The sequence below is a fragment of the Candidatus Babeliales bacterium genome, from assembly GCA_019749895.1.
Classification (GTDB): domain Bacteria; phylum Babelota; class Babeliae; order Babelales; family RVW-14; genus AaIE-18.
The window spans coordinates 13,786-27,993 of the sequence record JAIEPG010000001.1; the positions used below are offsets into that span (position 1 = coordinate 13,786).

Sequence of the window (14,208 nt, forward strand, 5' to 3'; positions counted from 1 at the left end):
TATGAAGAAGATAAGAGTAATCAGCGTTTTGGCCTTGGCACTTGTGCCTGTCTTGCTTTCAGCAAAACAGTTAACAAGTCCTGAAATGCATTTTTTAAATATGTCATTTCAAACAATGCCCTACGTTGCTGCTCGTATTAAATTGTCTAAGCAAAAAAGTAAAGCAGTTCTTGCTGATCTTCGCCAAGAGCGTGATATAGCTTTGGTGGCTGTTCATGATCAAGTGAAAAATAAAGTTGTGCATGATAAGAAGAGTGTAAAAAATGAGCATGAAGAGAAAGCTCTTATTCTAACCCGCTTGCAGCACATGATTCATCCAATCCAAGAATTTTTCAATGAAGTACGTAATTACAGCGGCATTGTTCTTTCTTTGATTAAAGAAAGTTTTCCTGAAAATAAGAGCAAAGATTTGTATATTACCAAGTTTTTAAATGGTCAAGACAAAGATATTGCTGTTTATTTTGCGCGCGAAATTACCACCAAAAAGCAGCTTGCGTCACTGGCCAAAGAATTTACTATTCTTTTTACCAACATTGAAGATAGTATGTCTCAAGAAGCGCAAGAAGCGTATCAACAATTTGTTACACAACTCAAATCAAAGAAAACGGTTAATACTCAAGTTGTTCCGGCTGCTGCATAAATAGTTATTCCAGAAGCGATTGGTGTGTGGGTTTCTGGTATAAGGATTTTTAGGCGCCATAACGCTGCGTAAAAAGTTTTGTTTCTGATCAAATAAATGTAATCTTCGAGGTGGGCACATGGTATGAATCAAGTGCCCTATTTTCTTGTAAAAATCTTCTTTTTCAAATGATGCAATATTGTTTTTGATTGTTTGATAGTATTCTGTATCGTCGATGTAGCGACGTACAATCCGCTTAATATCATTTAAGCTTTTAACTTCGTCACCTAATTTGTTGTCGGTAACCAGCTTAATATTAATATTTTCCCAAAATGGATGTACCGTTGTGTGGTCAATCAGCATAGGCAGGTTCATGTACATTGCTTCAGTGATAATGCTTGGGCCAGGTTTGGTAATCAACAAGTTTGAAGCGGCCATAAGGTCTGAAACACGATCGGTAAATTCAACAACGCGTAGTGATACCTTTTCTGAGCAGCGTATTTTTTTTAAGCGCGCGCCAAGGTATTCGTTTTTACCAACCAAAACCATGAGGTGAATATCGCGGTCTAATTTAGCTATTTGGCGAGCATAGCGGTACATCAAGTTAGAGCCAGCGCCGCCCATAACCAAGGTAATCACAAACTTGTTATCGGGGATTTGCCAATCGCTTTTTATGGTAGGGATATTCTTTTGTTCAAGAAAGTCTTTACGAACCGGAAAGCCTGACGCGGTGATTTTTGTATCAGGGATGCCAACATCATTAAGCATGGGGCGAGTAAGTGGCGTTTCAAAGCCGATGGTGGTAGCAAATTTTTGATGTGTTAATTTTTTAAGGCCTGGTACCCATGCGGTTAAGTCGTTATCGAGCGTAATAAGTAAAAATGGGATATTGAGATTTTTGGCGGCATTGCTGGCAGGCAAGCTAATGACGGGGATTACTGAAATGAGCATATCCGGTTTTAGTTGCGCCAAATAGTTGGTAAGTAGTTTTTCTACTTTGTTTGCTTGTCGTTGAGCCGTTGGTAGACCAATGTTGCGCAGGCAAAAATTAAGCAGTCTGGTCCAGCCTGAACGAAGCATTGAGTTGTAAGCTTCTTCGGCGTCATAGTTATTGAAGGTTAATGTTTTCACAATATCAAGCGATGCAAGAACCGTTTCAAACGGATTTATGATTACAATTTCGTACTCTTGGCCAAAAAATGTATCGAGTGATTTGGCAACTGCCATGTGTGTGTAGCCGCCTTTGCTCGTTAAGATTACAATTTTTTTTGGAGCTGGTCTGCTAAAAATGTTTGCGTGCGTTGATTGTTGAGCTGAGAATAAAAGAACAAAAAATAACGATACAGAACGAATGAATGTCTTCATGAATTTTCTCTTACTTAAAAATTAAAGGCAATCCTTTTCTTTATCTGTCTATAATTCTACCACAAAAGTGACTATTTGAAAAATGGGTATTTCTTAAAAATAACGCTAAAAAATAGATAAAAAAGCATAATTTTGGGTTGTTTTTCGAGAGTATAGTTTTGATTTACCCCTTTGTTATAATTGTTTCAATGTGAAAACAAATGATTGATTGATTTGTTGTAATAGGTGTTAATTATTTTGTTTTTTGTTATTATATGATAATTAGGGGTTTTTATTCACTATTAAAACAAGGATTATTATGATTAATAGGCTTATTGTTCTAGCCTTTGCTCTTATTTTAGCGCCAACAGCGTGTGTTATGCCTGCTGCATCGTCATCAGGACAAGGTAATTATTATGCGCATCCTCGTGCAGGTTATCCATCAATGCCAGGCTATCCTTCTATTGGGCATCAAAATTACCCGTTATTGCCGGGTTATTCATCGCATTCAATAGCTGCTTCGTCATCGTCATCAACATCAAATATGCTAGTGCCATCAAAAGAGTATGATATTTTGCCTGACCATAAGTTGCTTGAGATGTTGAGCTATGCTAAACGCGGTGATGTTGATGCGCTTGATAAAATTTTATACGATAATTTAACGATGGACCCAAATCAAGATTATTGGGGTGTTCGTCCAATAGATGCTGCTATTGAAAATGGTCATATAGCGTGTGTGCGTCTATTCTGTAACTATTTTTTAATAAATGATTATTATCAAGGATCAGTTGAACCACCTCTTTTTAAAGCTATTGCGTGTCATCAAAATGAAATTGCAAAAATGCTTATTCTTGAATATAGCGCACATATTGATGTTAAAAACAGCTATGGGATGCAGCCTCTTCATTATGCAGCGATGTGCAATAACGAAGAGATGTGTTATTTTTTGATTTCTTGTGGTGCATCTCTTAATGCTCGTGATTTTCGTGGGTTAACGCCAGTGCAAGTTGCGCAGGAAGAAGAAAATTTTGAGATTATGACTATTTTGAATGCTGTGAATGAACCCGAATTTTTGGGGGTTTTGAAAGATGTGGAGAACTTGTCTATTGATGACCTGACTTTTTTACAGGGCTTTATTGAAGGACAAGAATGTCAGTAGCGTTGGGTTGGCCAATTTAAAACTTTCTGTGATGAATTAAGATAATAGTAGTTAATTAGATAATAAAAAGAGCGTGTTGATCCACGCTCTTTTTTATTTAGACTTAAACGTATTGCTCAGTTGTTTGTGGTTGAGTTGGTGGGCACATATTAAAAACTATGGGCTTAATATTCTGAGCAAAGTTATGTTGAGGGAATTGATGGAGTGTCTTTTTAAAACTTTGATAATATTCTTTATCATGAATCATTTTTTCTAGCGTGCTGGGCAGAGAGCGCAGTGATTTAATAGCTTTGCCATACCCGCGGCTTTCGACATAATCTATGTTTGCTTGTTCCCAAAAAAGAGTTGGGCTTGTTCGATCGATTAAGAGTGGCAGTTTCATGATGAGGCCTTCATTAATGCTGCCAGGCCCAGGCTTGGTAATTAAAAGATCTGAAACGGCCATGAGGTCTGAAACACGCGTAGTAAATGGAACAATGGTTACCGAAATATTTGGTGGACATTTTTTTTGTACAAATTTTTCTATTTTATTGTGCAACGATTTGTTTCTGCCGGTGCATACCAAAAGGTGGGCATCAAGATTAGTTGAGGCAATTTTTTGTAGGTAATCAAAAGCTGCCTGGCCGCCGGCCCCGCCCATCAAGATCATGATGGTAAATTTATTGTCTGGAACGTTCCATTTTTTGCGGATTGTTGGTAAATCTTTAACTTCAAAAAAATCATCGCGCGTGGCCATACCGGTAAGTTTTATGCGATTGTCTGGAATGCCGCATTTATGTAACATGCCGCGCGTTTGTGGGATATCAAAGCCAATGGTTATTAAATAATTGGGGTGTGTGATGCGATTAAGTCCAACGCGCCAATTATGCAGGCCGCCGTCTACTGTAACAATCAGAAATGGGATATTCAGTTTTTGTGCGGCGTTACTTGCTGCTAAATTTACAAAAGGCATGGTTGAAATGAGCATATCAGGTTTTTCTTTGTTTAAATAATCAGTAAGTGCGTGTTCCATGTTTTTCATATTTGAGCGCATAACCATAGGTACAATATTGTTGCAAATGGCGTTAAACGTTCTAATCCAGCCGTTGCTTAAAACGGCGTTATACATATCTTCGGCGTTTACCTTGCCGCGCGTAAACCTTTTTACATAATCCAATTTTCCAAAGAGTTCTTCAATTGGGGTAACAATTTTAATGTCATAATAATCTTTGAAAAGATTGTTGAGTGTGTTGCAAGCGGCAACGTGACCATAGCCGCCTTTTGATTGTAAGATGGCAAGTTTCTTTTTGGGGGCATTTGTTGAGGTTATTTTTTGTGTGGAAAAAACGGTTGTTGTTGTTGTCATAAAACACCACAAAAGAATTACGAGGTTTTTTATTTTCATAACTCTTCCACCCTCTTTTTTGCTGATCGTTTATGCCTTTAAATCTTCATTGTCTGTTAACGATTTTACTATAATGGGTAATAAAATAACAAGGCCTAGAATAATCAGTGCAATGATGATGCGTGGAGAAAGAAAATTTTCTGAGGGCTGCAGCGTAGTAAGTTGCTCACCAATAAATGTGTAAGCAAGCGAAGTTGGAATAATGCCTAGACTTGTTGTCCACAAAAAAGTAGTTGATGAAAGCTTGGTGAGGCCGGCAAAAATATTTACCAGGAAGAAGGGAATAAATGGCATGAGGCGGAGCGAGATTAAGTACCATGGTCCATGCTGTTTAAAGTGGCTGTTAAAATCAGCAAGGCGAGTGGCATATTTTTTTTGAAAATCGTTGCCTGCCAAGTGCCGCGTGAGCAAGAAAGCGCCAAAGGCTCCGGTAGTTGCACCAATATTAATAAAAATTGTTCCGCTGATTATGCCAAACAAAAAACCACCAAATATACTGAGTGGCAGGGCGCCGGGTAGTGAAAAACTTGCAAACAGTGCGTAAAGTACCATGTATCCAATTGATGCGGGTAAATAGTTGTAGTCGACAAATTTTTTGATCTCGTGAGCATTTACCTGAAAGTTTTCAAGGGTTAGGTAGTGTGCCAGGGGGCCCCAGCGCATAATAATAACCACGCTGGTTAATGATAAGAGAGCTATGATACATTTTTTATTCATAGGAAGATCCTTTCGTTATTTTTTTAACAATAAAATGGGTAGATGTTATGTGTACAGATATTCAAAAAATTAGTCGTTTTTTTGATCTCTTTGGTAATTTTTGGTTTAATAACGCTTACAAACGCATATAACCTATTTTTAAATCAAGGGCGCGGGGTACATGATGGATTTTTCTTTTGCTTTTATGAGTGAACTGTTTTTTATTTTTTTCATGACGGCAGTATCTTTTTTTGGGGTACATTTGTTGTTAAAATTTTTGTCGGCGTCAAGTCAAGAGTGGCGTGATTTGCTTGCTCAGGCGGTTCGCTGGCCGCTTATTTGTTTTATTTTAGTTCAGGCAGCGTTTAATTTTTTTGGACTTATGGCTATCGATCAGCTTTTTATTACGCGATTGGTACAAGTGCGTGTGGTATTTTTAGTTGGTATTCTTGCTTGGTTTTTGTTGCGTGCCAAGTTTATGTTTGAAAAATTAGTTGAGCGTTATTTTACTGCTCAATGTTCTGACAAAATTTTTATTACTGCCGCCGATAAGCTTATAACGCTTGGTATTGTGGTTTTTGCATTGTTTATGATTTTAGATGCTTTCGGTATTTCGCTTACCGCTCTTTTTGCTTTTGGTGGCATTAGTGGTATTGCGGTGAGCTTGGCAGCAAAAGATGTGGTAGCCAATTTCTTTGGTGGGCTGATGATTTATATCAATCGGCCGTTTGTAATTGGTGATTGGATCCGCTCGTCAAACAAAGAGTTTGAGGGAGTGGTGGAAGATATTGGTTGGTACATGACCAGCATCAAAACGCCGGGTAGTCGCCCACTTTATGTTCCCAATGCGCTGATAACTAACGCTATTTTAGAAAACTGTGGCAAAAGTTATAATCGGAGCTTGCGGGCAACCATAGGCATTTGCTATCAAGATATTGCTTTTATTGAGCGTATTGTTGGGACGATCGATCTTTTTTTGCGTGGTCATAGCGATATTGATCAGGCCCAAAAGATTAACGTTTCATTGGTCAATTTGGCTGATTATGCCTTGGAAGTCGAGTTTTCTGCTTTTATTAAAACTACCGATTCGACTAAATTTTATCGTATTAAGCAAGACGTTCTTTTAAATATTGCCCAAATTGTTAAAACCCACGGTGCCAGTATTGCCTTTCCGGCTATGTTGATTCAGAGTAAGCAAGGCCAGTCATTATAGTTTTGGCTCTTTAAATTAATTTTTATTGATTTTTCTATTTGAAAATTTTTATACTAATAATAGCTTGAAATTGGTATTTGTATAAATATTAAAAGTTTCTTAATAGAGTTAAGGAGTGGTATGAAGTTTTTTAGATGGTCGTATATGGCAGTTGCAGGCTTGGCAATGATGTCGGTTTGGTATATGACAGCACGTGCTGAAGTGCGGGACGTTAACCAAGTAGATGTGTTTAGCAGTCTTTTAAAAAATAATGAGTATGTTCTGGCCAAGTTTCATGCGGCGTGGTGTGGGCCTTGTAGGTCTATGAAATCGCTGGACGACAAAATTGCCCAAAAATTTGGTTCGAAGTTGGCCTTTGTTCAAGTTGATGTTGACCAATCACACGAGTTGCAAGAAAAATATGGTATTCAGGGCACCCCTACTTATCTTATGTTTTTTCGCGGCAGTGAAGAAAAGCGTTTTGTTGGTGCCATGAGCTACAAGGATTTTGAAAGCAAGGTTAAAGACTTTGTTGGCGGGCAATAGCCTGGCGTGATGGTGCAAAAAATTTTCTCAGTTGTTCAAGGTGTTCTGCAAAAATGTCGTCATCGTTAGCAAAGTCTTGTGTGCAATCTAAAACCAAAACGGACACTTTTTTTAGGCTACTGGTCAGCCCTTCTTTATTAATCAAAAATTTTTCGTGTTGATCGTGAATTTGCTTAACGTACTCAAAGCTTATTCCCTTTTCACTTTCGCGGCCACGCTTGCCAATACGTTCAAAGCAGACTTCTGGCGTAGTGCGTAAGTAAATAAAGCCTTTTGGCGGTAAACATTTTTTGTTGAATGAGTGATCTATCCATTGTGAATAAATTGACCATTCAAGGTCTGAGAGAAAGCCATTGATTTTGCTATTAATGCCAAAGCAGTAGTGACCGGAATAGATTGAGCGTTCCATAATTCTGAGTGGGTTTTGGTGCTCTTGCTCGCGCATATGGTCGCGAATACGTGCCATCATGGTCATGGTTTCAATAGTGTAGGCCCAGCGGTGGGGGTTGGTATAAAACCGTTCAAGTAGTGATTGGCCAGACAAATGTTTGTCCCAGGTATCCAGTGGTTCTTGCACAACGGTGATGTCAGGACAATGTTGTGCAAACTTAGTTAAAAAGGTTGACTTGCCTACGCCAATATTGCCTTCTAACAAATACATAATCATCGCCCTCGTTTGTAGAAAACTGTTTATTTAATCTTGGTCCCCAGTATAAACTGGAACGGGGAGTCTGTGAACCGTTATTGAATATCACAAAAAGGCATGGCTATGTACACTATTATTTTAAAAAAAATTGGTAATTATGTGTTAGTTGCGGTGCTGGTTGTGCCAGTGTCTCTTTTTGCTGCTGCTAGTCAAGATAAGCATTCACCGCGAGGTCCTTTGCGACAGCGTTCTGATCCAAATTTTTCTCCACGTGGTCAGGATGATTCGAAGTTCTTGCATTCTACTTCAACCCCGGTACTGAATGTTTTTTCTTCGATCAAGCAAGTAATACGAGTGGGAGAATTGTACAGCGTTATTAAATCAGGCACGAAGCATGATGGAGCTGTTTTAGATATAGATCGTACGGTCCAAGATCTTGTTCCAGGGTTTTCTACGCTTGAAGATCTATGCAAACATCATCTGGAAGTATTTAGAGAGCATGATTGTCTTCGTGAGTATCTTATTAGTTGTTTAAAACCTGAGTATAAGACTGATGAAGTACTGGGCCGTATTTTTGATACCATTGAAAAAGTTCCAAGGAGGGGCAGTTTAAAGCTTGAAGAATATATTCAAGATCGGTACAAAGGATCTTTTTTCCATGGTGTATACCGAAAGGATGGACCGCAGGTTTGCTGTTGTGTTCACGAATCCTGGCTTAAGCAACCAAATTGGAGAGTGGTTTTTGGGTCATCAAAGCCCTCAAAAAAAAGAACGAGTGTGCAAGATTTATGGGCTGAATAGAGATGAGAAGCTTGTGATGGGTTGCTGACTATCACAAAAAAAGGGGTGCGCATGTTCAATAATAGTGTAAAAAAAACAATGTATTGTGTGTTGGTGGGGTTATTGATTTTACCAATGTCTCTTGTGTATGCGACACAAAAGTTGCCACTGAGCAAACGTGTAGTTTTGCGGCAACGTTCTGAGTTAAATTTGTCGCCACGAACCTTAAAAGATCGAGGCTTGGTGCATTCTTCTTCAACGCCAGCCTTGAATGTTTTTACGTCGTTTGCAAAACAGTTAGAAATGGGAGTGCCATTTATGATTGTTAAGGGACTACACCAGGGCGTTGTATTCCAAATAAAGGGTTCTTGCCAAAGCATGTTTGGGTTTGAAACGTTTGCAGAATTGTGTAAAAGCAACCCAGAGGCTTTACGTATTCCTTATATGTACCAATACCTGGGGGCTTGTTTAAAACCAGAATTCCAGACCAATGAGGGCCATAATTGTGTTCTTGATGCTATTTGGGGAGGCCCTTGCGGGGTTGGTTTGAACCTTGAAGAATGCATTCAAGATCGGTACAAAGGCCCTTTTTACTATGGATTTTTTGAGGGAATGGGCGGGGAAGAGGTGCTTTATTGTGTGCATCCAACGTGGATTAAGGCCATGAGTATAAAAAGAGGGAGATTTAAGAGTAGTGTTTGCTGATTGTCCTTCTTTAAGGTAAACTCTAGAAAGGTAGGATATATCAAGAAATCCTCAATTTCAGCTCCCTTTTTTTACTGGATTATTTGTGGCCAAATTTACTAAAGAAAAATCAAAGAACATCAAATCAGTTGTTTACGGTGCCAACGCGATTGTTGAAATGCTTAAGGCAAAACGCCGCAAGCTGCACACAATTTATACGCGCAAGCCATTGCCAAAAGCGTGGGAACGCATAAAGCCGTATTTGCCAAAGGCTATGCCAACTATTCAATATGTTGAAAAAAATGCATTAGATGGTATTGCAGAGTCTACCGACCATATGGGGATTGTCGCGTTGGTATCGCCGTATCAATTTGTTTCCAAAATGTTTGATCCAAAAAAGAAGCCGTTCATTATGTTGCTTGATAGTGTTCAAGACGTGGGTAATTTGGGTGCCATTTTGCGCTCAGCTTACTGCTCGGGTGTTGATGGCGTAATTTTATGCAAATCAAACTCAGCGCCTATGACTCCCGCGGTGTTTAAAGCGTCGGCAGGTTATGCAGAACATTTGGATATTTATTTGGCTGCATCAGTTAAAAGTGCGGTCCAAGAAATTGCCGAAGCTGGGTACCATTTGTACATGGCGGTTATTGACGGTAAAGATGCCACTAAAGTTGATTTCAAAAAACCGGCCTGCTTAGTTATTGGCAACGAAGCTTCAGGTATCGACAAAGAAGTACGCAAAAAAGGCGAGCTTATTACTATTCCGCAACGTGCTAAAGATATTTCATATAACGCTTCGGTTGCAGCAGGTATTTTAATTTTTACCATCGCAATGCGCACTAAAGACGCGTAGACAAAAATATTGAAGTAAAAAGGGCTCTACAAAAGTAGAGCCTTTTTTTATGTCTTAAGTTTATGCTTTACAAATTGTGTGCTTAGCATTTACAATAGGCACCATTCAAATGTATGCAAAAGGCCTGGAGTAGTAACCTATTTGTTGGGAGAGTAGTTATGAAGATTAATGGAGCGATTTTAGGGGTAATCTTCTGTGTTTTGGGTGGGCAGGTGCATCCGGCTTTTGGACCACTGAAACGAGTATTTCCCGGTCTTATTCGCCGTTCTTTAGCTGCACAGCAATCTGGTGGGCACAAGGCAGTTGAAGAGCATTATAAAAAAGGGCAGCGTGTTGTTACACGAGTACAGCGTCCTGAGTTCCAGCCGTTTCCGCCAGATTACCGAACAGCTCGGCAGCAATCACGATGGGGGTTTTCTAGCCAGCAGTCATCGGTTCGGCAAGAGCTTTTTCGTCAGCAGCGTCGACATTTTTTCCTACTTCCTGATCTTCCTTCCGGAGAAGAGTGGACTGACAGTGATATTTTTTTATTATGCGTAGATTTTTTGCTGGAGACAAGTGTTGAGTCGCCAGAAAGGGGAGAGCGATTGCGTAAAACTCTAGAACATTTTACTACCACGCCAGAAGTTTTGAATGCAAAAAATTATGAAGGTAAAACAGCATTGATGATGTTTGCAGAAAATGGCAAGGCTGATTTGGTGACAATTTTACTTGGTGCTGGTGCTGATTCTGAAGTGAGAGATAGCCGTGGTAACGCAGCATTGCACTATGCGAGTACTGTTGAGCTTGTTTATGCCTTGACCAGCAAAGGCGCTGATATAAACGTACAAAACAATGAAGGTAAAACACCTCTGCATTGTGCCGCTATTGCGGGAAATATTAGTGTAGTTGAGGCTTTACTTGGGTGGGGCGCAGACCCATTTAAACAAGATAATGAAAAAATTTGGCCTCTTAACTACGCACTTAAAGCTCAACGAGACCCTCTGAGAGAAACCGAAAAAAGTGTTTTCGATTTTACAAAAAAGTATGAAGCTATTGGCATAGCGTTAAAAAAACGTATGACCGAAATTCGAAGAAATTATTCACGTCTTTGTTAACGAAAAGGAATGTTGTGAAAACGACGATTATACTTCAGTGCTTAAGCATTTGTTTTTTGACAACTTCAATGCAGGGCATGCTTGGCCGTGCGGGAATGGCGACCAAGCAATTGTTGCAGCTGCCAAAGAGAGCTGTGTTATTGCAACGGCCTGAACAACACGATCTCTCGGGCAGGTTGTTGAGTAGTTCGCTTTTGTCTTGCGAGAAAAATGATGATGAAAAAACACGGCGAGAGTGGAGTACCTTTGCGGTCAAACCAACAACGAGTGGCCACCAACTTTGCATGAGTCAGCTAGCAAAGACTGATGCGGTGGCTTGGAATAACTATCAATTTGAGGTTGTCCGTGAGCAGCGAGAAATTTTTAAAAAGCAAAGAAATGCCTGTGTAACTTACGCAGAAGAAAATGGTGTTGTGAAAACATTTTCGCAGAATTTGGGAGAATTTGTAGCGTTCTTAGAGCGGACATTTCCTGCAGATTCTTCGGTTTATAACGCTCGCAATGACTATGGTCAGACGCTTGCCATGGTGATTGCAGGATGCCAGCTTGGCGAGTACGGTGTGCAGCTTATCAAGAGGTTATATGAGCGTGGGACAAGCTTATGTGCGGTTGATTATTCTGGCAACACCATGGTGCACTATGCCTTATGCCCCGAGCTTGTTGTATTTTTGTATCAAGAAGGAGTTTCTCTTGATACGTCAAATAGGCAGGGATCAACACCGTTGCATATTCGCGTTGATAATGATGATACTGCTGTAGTACAAATGCTGTTGCTGTGTGGAGCCAACCCAACCAAGCCTAATGTTGCTGGAAAGTGTCCTTTGGGACTGGTGAAAAGTAATAGAGTATGGTCTATGCTTGTTCACTCGATACAGATATACGAACAAGAGCAATCTCGTATTGAACTTTCCGATGATTTTGAGGAAAGTGGTTATGAGAGTGATGGTGACGTTGACGATGAATAACAAGATCGTTGATTTTTAAATCTATTTTTTTATACCCTTCTCCAGATTGAAAAAATTCACATTCGGAGGGGATTATGAAAAAGCTGTTACTTGTAGTCGTTGTTTGTTTTTTTGTAGTAAGCAAAGTACAGGGTGCCGCTTTAGCCTACATAAAAATGATGAAGAGTTCGGGTTACTCGGGTAAACCTACTCATGTGGTTCAAGATTACAAAAATTCTTCTGTATTTCGTATCTTAGAACAAGAAATAGCTAGGATGCAGCGCGAAAAATGGTACAAAGAGAGCCAGGAGTGGTACCAAAAAACGAGTGTATATTGGTTGAAAAAACTTTTTGATTGGTATCTATCATTTTGTTGTCATCCCTTTCCAAAAGAACGAACCGAAGCATTTTGCCAAATATTAGTTAGCTTGTGCAAAAAGGGTGTTGTCTGTGATGTGGTTTTGGATGATGGATGGACGCCCTTTGGGAGATTTAGATAGCGTGCGTTGCATGTTAGAATGTGGTGCTAATCCAAATTTTAGTAGCTATCGTCCTGGTATTTCAATTTTAAAGCGTGTGCATGGAGAATCTATGCGAGAGCTTTTAATACGTTATGGTGCTGAAGAATAAAAAAAGAGGGGGACAAGCTTTTAGCAAAGACCCCCTTAAATTAGTTTTTTCCGCAATTTCCAAATAAGCCATTCATGAAAACATTAGCAGCTTGTAAGGCATTTACTTTGTATTCTGTTGGTTCATCGCCAAAGTAATATTGTGTCCAGCCGTTGCCAATATCAAGCAAGTTAATAGTTTCTCCGGTTTCTTTGATGGTCATGTTGCACCAAAATTTGCCATCGGTATTTCTAGCGCATACGGGTGGCGTAAGTACTCCAAGGGCCAATTGTGCAAGATTTAAAACGACAAGAATGGTTGTTGTGGCAAGAAGAGCAACCACTTTAAGGCTCATGGCAGCATTGTGCTTTTGTTCCAGATTTTTGGCGAGCGTAGCTAATGAATCTTGATCATGCAGCATTATTTGTGCTTGCTCTACCAACTGTGCAAGCTCTGCAGTAGAAAGATTTTGCAGTGCTGCAGTTACTTGTGCTGTGTCAAAAGTTGGCGCTGGGTTGGCAGCGAAGCATGATGTTTGTAGCAAAAGTAGGCCAGCAAAAAGAAGATGTTTTTTCATGAGAGCTCCTAAAATTTTTTGAGAATAATCGGTTGTTCAAAGCACCGTGCTTGAAACAAAAAAAAGACGAATAAGTATAAAATTTTATAAAATGTTGGACAAACAAATAGTTTCTGCTTTAGAGCAAATAGTTGCGTTTGTTCCTAAATTGGTTACACATTCAACAAGCTCAAAACAATGATTTCCTATATCAAAAGAAGTGTCACAAAAACGTAGGCTGCCATATTCAAAACATTCTTTCATAATCAGTTGGCTGCTTTCAACTCCTTGCAAGGGCCACAGGAGCCAGCTCACGATTATTACTATTCCCAAAGCGGCAGCGTGGTATCCATTAAATTTATGAAGAATGCGTGCCGATTGTTCTTGCTCACTATTTTTAATAAATGTTGGCAAAGAATCTTGATCAAGCATAGTTTTTGCCTGCTGCACGAGCAGCTCAAGCTCAGTTTGAGAAAGTTTTTCAAGTGCGATACTTACGGTGTTTGAGTTAAAAGTAGGCGTTGAATTTGTGGCAAAGCATGAAGTTTGAAGTAAAAGCAGGCTTAAAAAAAATATATTTTTTTTCATAAAAACTCCTAAAAAACTTTTTATCTTCTTTCTAAACAAATCGTTGCATAGTTAGTGCGATTTTTTAAAATTTTGAAACATGTTTCGCTGATATGGCATATGGAAATATACGCATTACGGAACACTCGATTATGCCCAGGGAAAATTAATTCAGAAGTTTTTTCAGGCATTTCGCAACAATAACGATTGTCTTGATGAAAGCATTTCATGCCTGTGTTTGTGTAGTTGGTTTGATGGCAATACAGAACTAGTAGTCCAAGTGCTATGCTACAAGCTATGCCAAGGCCCATGTATACCTTTAGTTTCAGATTAAGGTGGGCTGATCGCTCTTCTTCAAAAGCTTGGTTATGAAATATGTTTTGTATTTGTTCAATTATCGCTTCAAGTTCAATTTGAGAAAGCTTTTGCAATTCACTATGTAAAGCTATTACCTCCAATGGTTCGGGAGCAGTTGAGGTTGTTTGAAAAAAAAGTAGGGAGGCTAATAAAAAATAGCGTTTCATGGGCATGC

General features: G+C 39.4%; 17 protein-coding genes. 10 read left to right on the forward strand and 7 right to left on the reverse strand.

Annotated features, from left to right (window positions below; all coding sequences use genetic code 11):
• Window position 1 precedes the first annotated feature (1 nt).
• Complete coding sequence (locus tag K2W90_00065; GenBank protein MBY0352739.1) at window positions 2-640, forward strand: hypothetical protein; 639 nt, start codon at window positions 2-4, stop codon at window positions 638-640.
• On the opposite strand, the gene K2W90_00070 is transcribed toward K2W90_00065, so the two are convergent.
• On the reverse strand, window positions 596-1,984 hold the full coding sequence (locus K2W90_00070) for a hypothetical protein (GenBank protein MBY0352740.1): 1,389 nt from the start codon (window positions 1,982-1,984) through the stop codon (window positions 596-598). The genes K2W90_00065 and K2W90_00070 overlap by 45 nt on opposite strands.
• Window positions 1,985-2,282: 298 nt before the next feature.
• On the opposite strand from K2W90_00070, the gene K2W90_00075 reads away from it, so the two are divergent.
• A complete protein-coding gene (locus K2W90_00075; protein ID MBY0352741.1) occupies window positions 2,283-3,122 on the forward strand; it encodes an ankyrin repeat domain-containing protein in 840 nt (279 codons plus the stop codon).
• A 103-nt stretch (window positions 3,123-3,225) separates the two neighbouring features.
• On the opposite strand, the gene K2W90_00080 is transcribed toward K2W90_00075, so the two are convergent.
• Both K2W90_00080 and K2W90_00085 read right to left on the reverse strand, forming a co-directional pair.
• Window positions 3,226-4,506, reverse strand: a complete 1,281-nt coding sequence (locus tag K2W90_00080) for a hypothetical protein (GenBank protein ID MBY0352742.1) — start codon at window positions 4,504-4,506, stop codon at window positions 3,226-3,228.
• 30 nt (window positions 4,507-4,536) lie between these two features.
• On the reverse strand, window positions 4,537-5,223 hold the full coding sequence (locus tag K2W90_00085; protein MBY0352743.1) for a VTT domain-containing protein: 687 nt from the start codon (window positions 5,221-5,223) through the stop codon (window positions 4,537-4,539).
• A 160-nt stretch (window positions 5,224-5,383) separates the two neighbouring features.
• Between K2W90_00085 and K2W90_00090 the strand changes: the two genes are divergently transcribed.
• Window positions 5,384-6,415 carry a mechanosensitive ion channel family protein gene (locus K2W90_00090; protein ID MBY0352744.1) on the forward strand — a complete coding sequence of 344 codons (1,032 nt, stop codon included), beginning with the start codon at window positions 5,384-5,386 and terminating at the stop codon, window positions 6,413-6,415.
• A 120-nt stretch (window positions 6,416-6,535) separates the two neighbouring features.
• Complete coding sequence (locus K2W90_00095) at window positions 6,536-6,940, forward strand: thioredoxin family protein (GenBank protein MBY0352745.1); 405 nt, start codon at window positions 6,536-6,538, stop codon at window positions 6,938-6,940.
• Here the strand turns inward: K2W90_00095 and K2W90_00100 are convergent.
• Complete coding sequence (locus tag K2W90_00100) at window positions 6,915-7,607, reverse strand: deoxynucleoside kinase (GenBank protein MBY0352746.1); 693 nt, start codon at window positions 7,605-7,607, stop codon at window positions 6,915-6,917. The two genes, K2W90_00095 and K2W90_00100, sit on opposite strands and share 26 nt — an antisense overlap.
• 102 nt (window positions 7,608-7,709) lie before the next feature.
• On the opposite strand from K2W90_00100, the gene K2W90_00105 reads away from it, so the two are divergent.
• From K2W90_00105 to K2W90_00130, 6 genes are all read left to right on the forward strand, one after another.
• Window positions 7,710-8,387 carry a hypothetical protein gene (locus K2W90_00105; GenBank protein MBY0352747.1) on the forward strand — a complete coding sequence of 226 codons (678 nt, stop codon included), beginning with the start codon at window positions 7,710-7,712 and terminating at the stop codon, window positions 8,385-8,387.
• A 51-nt stretch (window positions 8,388-8,438) separates the two neighbouring features.
• Entirely contained in the window at window positions 8,439-9,071 is a 633-nt protein-coding gene (locus K2W90_00110) for a hypothetical protein (protein MBY0352748.1), read from the forward strand.
• Window positions 9,072-9,156: 85 nt separating this feature from the next.
• A complete protein-coding gene (gene rlmB / locus K2W90_00115) occupies window positions 9,157-9,903 on the forward strand; it encodes a 23S rRNA (guanosine(2251)-2'-O)-methyltransferase RlmB (GenBank protein ID MBY0352749.1) in 747 nt (248 codons plus the stop codon).
• Between the two features lie 158 nt (window positions 9,904-10,061).
• On the forward strand, window positions 10,062-11,000 hold the full coding sequence (locus K2W90_00120; protein ID MBY0352750.1) for an ankyrin repeat domain-containing protein: 939 nt from the start codon (window positions 10,062-10,064) through the stop codon (window positions 10,998-11,000).
• Between the two features lie 14 nt (window positions 11,001-11,014).
• Window positions 11,015-11,965, forward strand: coding sequence for a hypothetical protein (locus K2W90_00125; protein MBY0352751.1), 951 nt, complete (start codon window positions 11,015-11,017; stop codon window positions 11,963-11,965).
• 74 nt (window positions 11,966-12,039) lie between these two features.
• Window positions 12,040-12,444, forward strand: a complete 405-nt coding sequence (locus tag K2W90_00130; protein MBY0352752.1) for a hypothetical protein — start codon at window positions 12,040-12,042, stop codon at window positions 12,442-12,444.
• Window positions 12,445-12,614: 170 nt separating this feature from the next.
• Here K2W90_00130 and K2W90_00135 read toward each other — a convergent pair whose 3' ends face one another.
• The 3 genes from K2W90_00135 to K2W90_00145 form a co-directional block, all read right to left on the reverse strand.
• A complete protein-coding gene (locus K2W90_00135; GenBank protein MBY0352753.1) occupies window positions 12,615-13,130 on the reverse strand; it encodes a hypothetical protein in 516 nt (171 codons plus the stop codon).
• Window positions 13,131-13,214: 84 nt separating this feature from the next.
• Window positions 13,215-13,697, reverse strand: coding sequence for a hypothetical protein (locus tag K2W90_00140; protein ID MBY0352754.1), 483 nt, complete (start codon window positions 13,695-13,697; stop codon window positions 13,215-13,217).
• A gap of 20 nt (window positions 13,698-13,717) precedes the next feature.
• Window positions 13,718-14,200 (reverse strand): hypothetical protein, encoded by a 483-nt coding sequence (locus K2W90_00145; protein MBY0352755.1) that lies wholly within the window; start codon window positions 14,198-14,200, stop codon window positions 13,718-13,720.
• Window positions 14,201-14,208 lie beyond the last annotated feature (8 nt).

Bases quoted from the DNA above. Each gene is read 5' to 3' on its own strand.
- K2W90_00065 (MBY0352739.1), top strand. From the start codon at position 2: ATGAAGAAGATAAGAGTAATCAGCGTTTTGGCCTTGGCACTTGTGCCT.
- K2W90_00070 (MBY0352740.1), bottom strand. From the start codon at position 1,984: ATGAAGACATTCATTCGTTCTGTATCGTTATTTTTTGTTCTTTTATTC.
- K2W90_00075 (MBY0352741.1), top strand. From the start codon at position 2,283: ATGATTAATAGGCTTATTGTTCTAGCCTTTGCTCTTATTTTAGCGCCA.
- K2W90_00080 (MBY0352742.1), bottom strand. From the start codon at position 4,506: ATGAAAATAAAAAACCTCGTAATTCTTTTGTGGTGTTTTATGACAACA.
- K2W90_00085 (MBY0352743.1), bottom strand. From the start codon at position 5,223: ATGAATAAAAAATGTATCATAGCTCTCTTATCATTAACCAGCGTGGTT.
- K2W90_00090 (MBY0352744.1), top strand. From the start codon at position 5,384: ATGATGGATTTTTCTTTTGCTTTTATGAGTGAACTGTTTTTTATTTTT.
- K2W90_00095 (MBY0352745.1), top strand. From the start codon at position 6,536: ATGAAGTTTTTTAGATGGTCGTATATGGCAGTTGCAGGCTTGGCAATG.
- K2W90_00100 (MBY0352746.1), bottom strand. From the start codon at position 7,607: ATGATTATGTATTTGTTAGAAGGCAATATTGGCGTAGGCAAGTCAACC.
- K2W90_00105 (MBY0352747.1), top strand. From the start codon at position 7,710: ATGTACACTATTATTTTAAAAAAAATTGGTAATTATGTGTTAGTTGCG.
- K2W90_00110 (MBY0352748.1), top strand. From the start codon at position 8,439: ATGTTCAATAATAGTGTAAAAAAAACAATGTATTGTGTGTTGGTGGGG.
- K2W90_00120 (MBY0352750.1), top strand. From the start codon at position 10,062: ATGAAGATTAATGGAGCGATTTTAGGGGTAATCTTCTGTGTTTTGGGT.
- K2W90_00130 (MBY0352752.1), top strand. From the start codon at position 12,040: ATGAAAAAGCTGTTACTTGTAGTCGTTGTTTGTTTTTTTGTAGTAAGC.
- K2W90_00135 (MBY0352753.1), bottom strand. From the start codon at position 13,130: ATGAAAAAACATCTTCTTTTTGCTGGCCTACTTTTGCTACAAACATCA.
- K2W90_00140 (MBY0352754.1), bottom strand. From the start codon at position 13,697: ATGAAAAAAAATATATTTTTTTTAAGCCTGCTTTTACTTCAAACTTCA.
- K2W90_00145 (MBY0352755.1), bottom strand. From the start codon at position 14,200: ATGAAACGCTATTTTTTATTAGCCTCCCTACTTTTTTTTCAAACAACC.